The organism is Streptomyces sp. NPDC049040, assembly GCF_043197715.1.
In the GTDB taxonomy this organism is placed as follows: domain Bacteria; phylum Actinomycetota; class Actinomycetes; order Streptomycetales; family Streptomycetaceae; genus Actinacidiphila.
This window is the reverse complement of sequence record NZ_JBICTO010000013.1, coordinates 165,292-172,652: the sequence shown is the minus strand read 5'-3', so window position 1 is coordinate 172,652 and position 7,361 is coordinate 165,292. Positions and strand designations below refer to the sequence as shown.

9 protein-coding genes are annotated in these 7,361 nt (G+C 70.5%); 4 read left to right on the top strand and 5 right to left on the bottom strand.

The genetic code is table 11. From position 1 onward, the window contains the following. The coding region (locus tag ACGFMP_RS27815; RefSeq protein WP_393675750.1) for a hypothetical protein at nt 1-195 on the top strand (195 nt) is incomplete at its 5' end. A gap of 137 nt (nt 196-332) precedes the next feature. Here ACGFMP_RS27815 and tyrS read toward each other — a convergent pair. Beyond that, the gene (tyrS, locus tag ACGFMP_RS27810; protein WP_393675749.1) at nt 333-1,592 is read right to left on the bottom strand and encodes a tyrosine--tRNA ligase; all 1,260 of its coding nucleotides are present in this window, start codon (nt 1,590-1,592) and stop codon (nt 333-335) included. 48 nt (nt 1,593-1,640) lie between these two features. Further along, nucleotides 1,641-2,312, bottom strand: a complete 672-nt coding sequence (locus tag ACGFMP_RS27805) for a DNA-3-methyladenine glycosylase (protein WP_393675748.1) — start codon at nt 2,310-2,312, stop codon at nt 1,641-1,643. Nucleotides 2,313-2,404: 92 nt separating this feature from the next. On the opposite strand from ACGFMP_RS27805, the gene ACGFMP_RS27800 reads away from it, so the two are divergent. The 3 genes from ACGFMP_RS27800 to ACGFMP_RS27790 all read left to right on the top strand — a co-directional run bounded on the left by ACGFMP_RS27800 (nt 2,405) and on the right by ACGFMP_RS27790 (nt 4,816). Then, complete coding sequence (locus tag ACGFMP_RS27800; RefSeq protein ID WP_393675747.1) at nt 2,405-3,199, top strand: sporulation protein; 795 nt, start codon at nt 2,405-2,407, stop codon at nt 3,197-3,199. 131 nt (nt 3,200-3,330) lie between these two features. Beyond that, nucleotides 3,331-3,870 (top strand): YbhB/YbcL family Raf kinase inhibitor-like protein, encoded by a 540-nt coding sequence (locus ACGFMP_RS27795; RefSeq protein WP_393675746.1) that lies wholly within the window; start codon nt 3,331-3,333, stop codon nt 3,868-3,870. Nucleotides 3,871-4,312: 442 nt separating this feature from the next. Then, nucleotides 4,313-4,816 carry an HNH endonuclease gene (locus ACGFMP_RS27790; RefSeq protein WP_393675745.1) on the top strand — a complete coding sequence of 168 codons (504 nt, stop codon included), beginning with the start codon at nt 4,313-4,315 and terminating at the stop codon, nt 4,814-4,816. 72 nt (nt 4,817-4,888) lie between these two features. Here the strand turns inward: ACGFMP_RS27790 and ACGFMP_RS27785 are convergent, their stop codons facing one another. The 3 genes from ACGFMP_RS27785 to ACGFMP_RS27775 all read right to left on the bottom strand — a co-directional run bounded on the left by ACGFMP_RS27785 (nt 4,889) and on the right by ACGFMP_RS27775 (nt 7,325). After that, nucleotides 4,889-5,656 carry a sulfite exporter TauE/SafE family protein gene (locus tag ACGFMP_RS27785; protein WP_393675744.1) on the bottom strand — a complete coding sequence of 256 codons (768 nt, stop codon included), beginning with the start codon at nt 5,654-5,656 and terminating at the stop codon, nt 4,889-4,891. Nucleotides 5,657-5,752: 96 nt separating this feature from the next. Beyond that, a complete protein-coding gene (locus tag ACGFMP_RS27780) occupies nt 5,753-6,721 on the bottom strand; it encodes an SPFH domain-containing protein (RefSeq protein WP_393675743.1) in 969 nt (322 codons plus the stop codon). 127 nt (nt 6,722-6,848) lie between these two features. Then, nucleotides 6,849-7,325, bottom strand: coding sequence for an NfeD family protein (locus ACGFMP_RS27775; protein ID WP_393675742.1), 477 nt, complete (start codon nt 7,323-7,325; stop codon nt 6,849-6,851). Nucleotides 7,326-7,361 lie beyond the last annotated feature (36 nt).

Below are 7,361 nucleotides of genomic sequence, written 5' to 3'. Positions count from 1 at the left end.
TTGACTTTTGGCACGCTGTTGAGTTCTCAAGGAACGGAAGCTTCCTTCGAGACCGTTTCACCGGCCCCTCCGGGCTTTCCCTTCGTTGTGTTCCCACCGTACCCGATTCCTTCACCGATTCATAATCGGCTGTTCAGCCCCATCGATTTGATTTCCGGCGCACCAGAGATCGTCCCGATGATCGGGAGAACGTAGATAGGTGGGTTTCCGCTCAGGCGGTGGGAGTCGGTGTGAACCAGGTCTCTCACCGTTTTGGCGACTCGGACTACGTTACGCAGGAGCGGCGGCCGAGTCAAGCTCGGCCGCCGCTCAAACCTACATTTCCAGCCGTGTCAGCGGAGTTCGACCGCTCCGAGGTTGCGCTTGCCCCGGCGCAGCACCAGCCAGCGTCCGTGGATCAGGTCGGTCGCGGACGGGGTCTCGTCCTCGCTCGCCACCTTGGCGTTGTTGAGGTAGGCGCCGCCCTCCTTGATGGTGCGGCGGGCCGCCGACTTGCTCGGGGCCAGCTCGACCAGGGCGAACAGGTCGGCGACCGGGGCGAGTTCCGTCACCTCGGCGCGCGGCAGCTCGCTGAGCGCGGCCGCCAGGGTGGGCTCGTCGAGGTCGGCGAGGTCCCCCTGGCCGAAAAGCGCCTTTGACGCGGCGATCACGGCGGCGCACTGGCCGGCGCCGTGGACCAGCGTGGTGAGCTCCTCCGCCAGCGCGCGCTGGGCAGCGCGGGCCTGCGGGCGCTCCGCGGTGGAGCGCTCCAGCTCCTCGATCTCCTCGCGGGACCTGAAGCTGAAGATGCGGACGAAGTTCGAGATGTCGCGGTCGTCGGCGTTCAGCCAGAACTGGTAGAAGGCGTACGGCGTGGTCATCTCGGGGTCGAGCCAGACGGCGCCGCCCTCGGTCTTGCCGAACTTCGTGCCGTCCGCCTTGGTGATCAGCGGGGTGGCCAGCGCGTGCACGGAGGCGCCCTCGACCCGGTGGATGAGGTCGATGCCGGCGGTGAGGTTGCCCCACTGGTCGCTGCCGCCCGTCTGCATGGTGCAGCCGTGGCGCCGGTAGAGCTCGAGGAAGTCCATGCCCTGGAGGATCTGGTAGCTGAACTCGGTGTAGCTGATGCCCTGGTCCGAGTTGAGCCGGCGGGACACCGCCTCCTTGGCGATCATCTTGTTCACCCGGAAGTGCTTGCCGATGTCGCGCATGAACTCGATGGCGGACAGCCCCGAGGTCCAGTCCAGGTTGTTGACCATGACGGCCGCGTTCGGCCCCTCGAAGCTCAGGTAGGGCTCGATCTGGGCCCGTACCCGCTCCACCCACTCGGCGACGACGGCGGGGTCGTTCAGGGTCCGCTCCGCGGTGGGCTTGGGGTCGCCGATCAGCCCGGTGGCCCCGCCGACCAGGCCCAGCGGCCGGTGGCCGGCCTGCTGGAGCCGGCGGATGGTGAGGATCTGGACGAGGTTGCCGAGGTGCAGGCTGGGAGCGGTGGGGTCGAAGCCGCAATAGACCGTGACGGGGCCGTCCGCGAACGCCTTGCGCAGTGCGTCCTCGTCAGTGGATACGGCGATCAGCCCGCGCCACTTCAGCTCGTCGACGATGTCCGTCACGGTTCCGTGTCTCCTCGTGTGCAGGGGGTGTGTGCAGCGGGTACGAGCCTACGCGGTCCCGTCCCCGGGCCGCGCTGGGGAATTTCCGCGCTTGCGCGGGGCGTGCGGCCGGTAGGGGCTGACGCTGGGGTCGCCGTCGATCCAGTAGCGCCACGGGTGGCCGGCGCCTTCGCCGCCCACCCCGGTCCGCGGCCCCGAGCGGATCGCGGCCGGGTCGGGCGGGGTGCCGGTGAGGATGCGGAAGGGGCCCCCCGAGGCGGAGCAGGCGTCGGCGCCGTCGAGGGTGCGGTCGACGGACAGGGCGGTGGCGAGCCTGGCCGGTCCCTGCGCCAGGTCGGTGTCCTTGCGCGAGGTGGGGCGGTGGACGCGGGCGAGGTCGGCTCCCGCGATGATCCTGCCGCCCCTGAGCAGGACCCCGCTGGGGGTGCCCTCCGGGCCGCAGACCATGTTCAGGCAGTGCCACATGCCGTACGTGAAGTAGACGTAGGTGTGCCCGGGTGGTCCGAACATCACCGCGTTGCGGTCGGTGCGGCCCCGGTAGGCGTGCGAGCCGGGGTCGTTGGGGCCGTCGTAGGCTTCGACCTCGGTGAGCCGCAGCTCGATCGGGCCGGCGTCTGTGGTGCGGACCAGGACCCGGCCGAGCAGGTCGGGGGCTATCTCCAGGACCGGTCGGTCGAAGAACGCGCGGGCCAGCGGGGTCCGCTCGGATGCGGTGGTCACGGGCCACGAGCGTAGTGGAACCAGCCGGGCGCGCTCTGCGTTCGTAGAGTTCGCCAAGAGCGGTGCGACGAACGGCGATGGAGGGTGTCCGAATGGGCTTCAAGAAGCTGATGGCGAGTCTGGGTGCGGGTGGGGCGTCGGTGGAGACCGAGCTGTTCCAGGCCGACGTCACACCGGGAGGTGTGGTCCAGGGGGAGGTGCGGATCCAGGGCGGGTCCGTCGAGCAGCGCATCCAGGGGCTGTCGGTGGGGTTGCAGGCCAAGGTGGAGGTGGAGCGCAAGGACGCCCAGGGCAACGACGTCGAATACCACCAGAACATCGAATTCCACACGCAGCAGATCGGGGGCGAGTTCGTCCTGCAGCCGGGTGCGGTCCACAACGTGCAGTTCGGCCTCGAGGTGCCGTGGGAGACGCCGGTGACGATGTTCATGGGGCGGCATCTGACCGGCATGAACGTCGGAGTGACGACCGAGCTGCAGATCGCCCGTGCGGTGGACAAGGGCGACCTCGACCCGGTGAACGTGCACCCGCTGCCGGCCCAGGAGGCGCTGCTCGACGCGTTCGGGCGGCTCGGCTTCCGCTTCCACGGGGCCGACCTGGAGAAGGGGCACCTGCGCTCGACCCGGCAGCGGCTGCCGTTCTACCAGGAGATCGAGTTCCGCTCGCCCTCCCAGTACCCGGGGCTCAAGGAGGTGGAGCTCACCTTCGTCTCCGACGGGCAGGAGATGGACGTGGTGATGGAGATGGACAAGAAGCCGGGGCTGTTCAGCGGCGGCGACACCTGCCGGTCGTTCGTGATGGGCATGCACTCCTTCGAGCAGACCGACTGGGCGGACTACCTCCACCAGTGGCTGGCCGAGGTGGGCGGCAAGCGGAACTGGTTCTGAGGGCCGGCGGGGACCGCCCGGTGACCTGGGCGGTCCGCCCGTACCCGACGCCGCACGCTGGTCCACCGCCGATCACCTGGCAGCCCGTAGGCTCGGGCCGCAGGATTGGTTCGCGATCGAGAGGTGTCGAGGTGTCCGAGAAAGCGCGGCGACCGCTCCCCCATGACTTCCATCCGCCGGTGCCGGCGTTCACCGTGGTGAGCGACGATGTGACGGCGGGGGCGGCGCTCAAGGACGACCAGGTGTACGCGGCGGGCAATGTCTCGCCGCAGCTGCGGTGGGAGGGCTTCCCCGCGGGGACCAAGAGCTTCGCGGTGACGTGCTACGACCCGGACGCGCCGACCGGCAGCGGCTTCTGGCACTGGGTGCTGTTCGACATCCCGGCGTCGGTGACCGAGCTGCCGCGGGGCGCGGGTTCGGGGGACTTCCCCGGGCTGCCCGCCGGTGCGGTGCACGCGCGCAACGACTACGGGAGCCGGGACTTCGGCGGGGCGGCGCCGCCGCCGGGGGACGGCCCGCACCGCTATGTCTTCACGGTCTACGCGGTGGACCAGGAGAAGCTGGATGCCGACGCGGACGCGTCGCCGGCCTTCGTGGGCTTCAACCTGCGCTTCCACACGCTGGGCCGGGCGCAGCTGATCGGCGAGTACGAGGTGCCGGCCGGCGGCTGAGCCGGGGCGGGTCCGCCGGCCGGTCGCGGTCGGTGATTAATGCGTTGCGCCCCGGCACGGCCCCGCCGCACAGTGGTGGCTGCCCGGCCCGCCGGACGCCCCCGGTCATGCGCCCGGGTGGCGCGGTGGGCGCCGGGCCGGTCGGCACCGCGAAGGCGGGGGCGGCGGGGCGTTTGCGCTGGGCGGTACCACGCGCCCCCCGCCGCCTGCCGGACCCCGGTCTGGGGATCGGGCGTCCGCGCCGGCCGGCGCGCCCCGGATACGGGACGTCCATCACGTCCCGCATCCGGGGCGCAAGCTTTTCCGCTGCTCTTTCCCGTGCCATTCCCCCCTGGTCATCCGCTGTCCGCCGGGGGGAAATTGCGTTGTCCGCGAGTGAACGTCGCGGGCACAGTGGGACCACTTCGCCAGGGGGGCGGAGCGGACCCGGGAGGTGGGCGGGATGCGTGACACGCTGGTGCTGAATGCGAGCTTCGAGCCGCTGTCGACGGTGTCGCTGCGGCGTGCGGTCGTTCTGGTGATGCAGGACAAGGCCGTGGTGGAGCAGGCGCATCCCGGGTTGCGCATCCGTGCGGCCGCGGTGGAGGTACCACTGCCGCAGGTGATCAGGCTGTGCCGTTACGTACGGGTGCCTTTCCGACAACGGGCCCCGTGGTCGCGGCGGGGGGTGCTGGTGCGTGACCGGCACCGGTGCGCGTACTGCGGGCGGCGGGCCACGACCGTGGACCATGTGCAGCCGCGGTCGCGCGGCGGCGGCGACACCTGGCTCAACACGGTGGCGGCGTGCTCGGAGGACAACCAGCGCAAGGCGGACCGTACTCCTGAGCAGGCGGGGATGCGGCTGCTCACGCAGCCGTTCGAGCCTACGCCGGCCGACGCGCTGCTGCTGGCGCTGGGAGTGAGGGACCGGGACGGGCTGCCGGAGTGGCTGGCGCTGCCGGCCTGAGGCGTGGACCGCCGATGGCCAGGGGTGTCTCGCGGTCGGGCCCCGTCGGGGGACGGGGCCGGGCCGCGGGCTTCATCTGACGATCAGCTGCACGATGGCGGCGATGCCGACGACGACGATCAGCGCGCGCAGGGCGGTGGGCGGCAGCCGCCTGCCGACCCGGGCGCCGATCACGCCGCCGATGGTCGCGCCGATCGCGATGAGGCCGACGGCCGCCCAGTCCATGTGGGCGACGATGACGAAGAAGACCGCGGCGACCCCGTTGACCAGGGCGGCCAGGACGTTCTTGAGGCCGTTGACGCGTTGCAGGGTCTCGTCGAGCAGCAGGCCCATCAGCGACAGGTACAGCACGCCCTGGGCGGCGCCGAAGTAGCCGCCGTAGACGCTGGCAAGGAACATGCCGGCGAAGAGCAGCGGTCCGCCGTGGCTGGGGGCGCGGGTGCCGAGGCGTTCGCGGCGGGCCTGGACGGCGCGGGCGAGCCGGGGCTGGAGTACGACCAGGACGAGGGCGGCGGCGATCAGCACCGGCACGATGGCGTGGAACGCGCTCGACGGCAGGGTGACCAAGAGCACGGCTCCGGTGGCACCGCCGAGCAGGCCGACGGTGCCGAGCCGCATCAGCCGGTCGCGCTGGCCTGCGAGTTCGCGCCGGTAGCCGATGGCGCCGGTGATGGATCCGGGGACCAGGCCCAGCGCGTTGGAGACGTTGGCGGTCACCGGTGACAGGCCGACGGCGAGCAGCACGGGGAAGGTCAGCAGGGTGCCCGAGCCGACGATGGTGTTGATGGTGCCTGCGCCGATTCCCGCGGCGAGGACGGCAAGTGCTTCTGCTGGGGACATCTGCGCTCTCCGTGATCTGTACGCATCCTCCCCGCCGGTCAGGTCGAGGGGTGCGCATGGATCATGCCACAGCGGGTGCCGCCGCCGCGGGGCGTCTCAGTCCTTGTCGAAGGGTGCGGCCTCGCGCCGGGGTGCCGCCTCGCGGCGCGGTGCGGGTGCGGTGGTGGTGCCGCCACCGCCACCGCCACCGCCGTTGCCGGGCAGGTTGACTATGCCGCCGAGGCCCTTGAGGGCGTCGTTGAGTTCGCTGGGGATGATCCAGAGCTTGTTGGCGTCGCCCTCGGCGATCTTCGGCAGCATCTGGAGGTACTGGTAGGCCAGCAGCTTCTGGTCCGGGTCGCCCGCGTGGATGGACTCGAAGACCGTGCGGATGGCCTGGGCCTCGCCTTCGGCCCGCAGCGCGGCGGCCTTGGCGTCACCTTCCGCGCGCAGGATCGAGGACTGCTTCTCGCCCTCGGCGGTGAGGATCTGGGACTGCCTGATGCCCTCGGCGGTGAGGATCGCGGCGCGCTTGTCACGGTCGGCGCGCATCTGCTTCTCCATCGAGTCCTGGATGGAGGTGGGCGGCTCGATGGCCTTGAGCTCGACGCGGTTGACGCGGATGCCCCACTTGCCGGTGGCCTCGTCGAGGACGCCGCGCAGCGCCGCGTTGATCTCCTCGCGGGAGGTCAGGGTGCGTTCCAGGTCCATGCCGCCGATGATGTTGCGCAGGGTGGTGACGGTCAGCTGCTCGATGGCCTGGATGTAGCTGGCGACCTCGTAGGTGGCGGCCCGCGCGTCGGTGACCTGGTAGTAGATGACGGTGTCGATGTTGACCACCAGGTTGTCCTGGGTGATCACCGGCTGCGGCGGGAAGGGCACCACCTGTTCGCGCAGGTCGATGCGGTTGCGGATCGTGTCGATGAACGGCACCACGATGTTCAGCCCCGCGCTGAGGGTGCGGGTGTAGCGGCCGAAGCGCTCGACGATGGCGGCGCTGGCCTGCGGAATGACCTGGACCGTCTTGATGAGCGCGATGAAGACGAGCACCACCAGGATGATCAGGACGATGATGATGGGCTGCATGTCCACTCCCCGCGCCGGTTTGCCTGCGGAAATTCGGTGTATTCCGACATGATCGATCCTGGCAGAGCAGCCGCCTGCCGCGGGCGGGGTTCGGCGAATTCCCGGCCCGGGAAGGGGTGTTCTGCCGTCACATCACGACGGCTGTCGCTCCGTCGATCTCCACGACGTCCACCTGCTGGCCGGCGTCGAACACCCGGTCGGCTTCCAGCGAGCGCGCGGACCAGACCTCGCCCGCGAGTTTGATCCGGCCGTCCGAGCCGCTGTCGACCCGTTGCAGGACGACGGCCTGCCTGCCCTTGAGCGCGTCGACACCGCTGCGCTGTCCCGCGTGCTGCCTGTTGCGGTAGGCGAGCGGCCGTACGAAGACCAGCAGCGCGACGGACACCACCACGAAGGTGATGACCTGCGCGACGATCCCGCCGCCGAGCCCCGAGGCGGCGGCACCTGCCACCGCGCCGACCGCGAACATCCCGAACTCGGGCATTGCCGTGATCACCAGCGGGATGCCAAGACCCACTGCGGCTATCAGCCACCACACCCATGCGTCCACGAAACCAATCGTAGGGGCCAACGCCCTTGGTGCGGCAGCCCTTTCGGTGCCCATTCCGCCGGGATGTCCGGCGAGCGGGGGTCGGCGCGG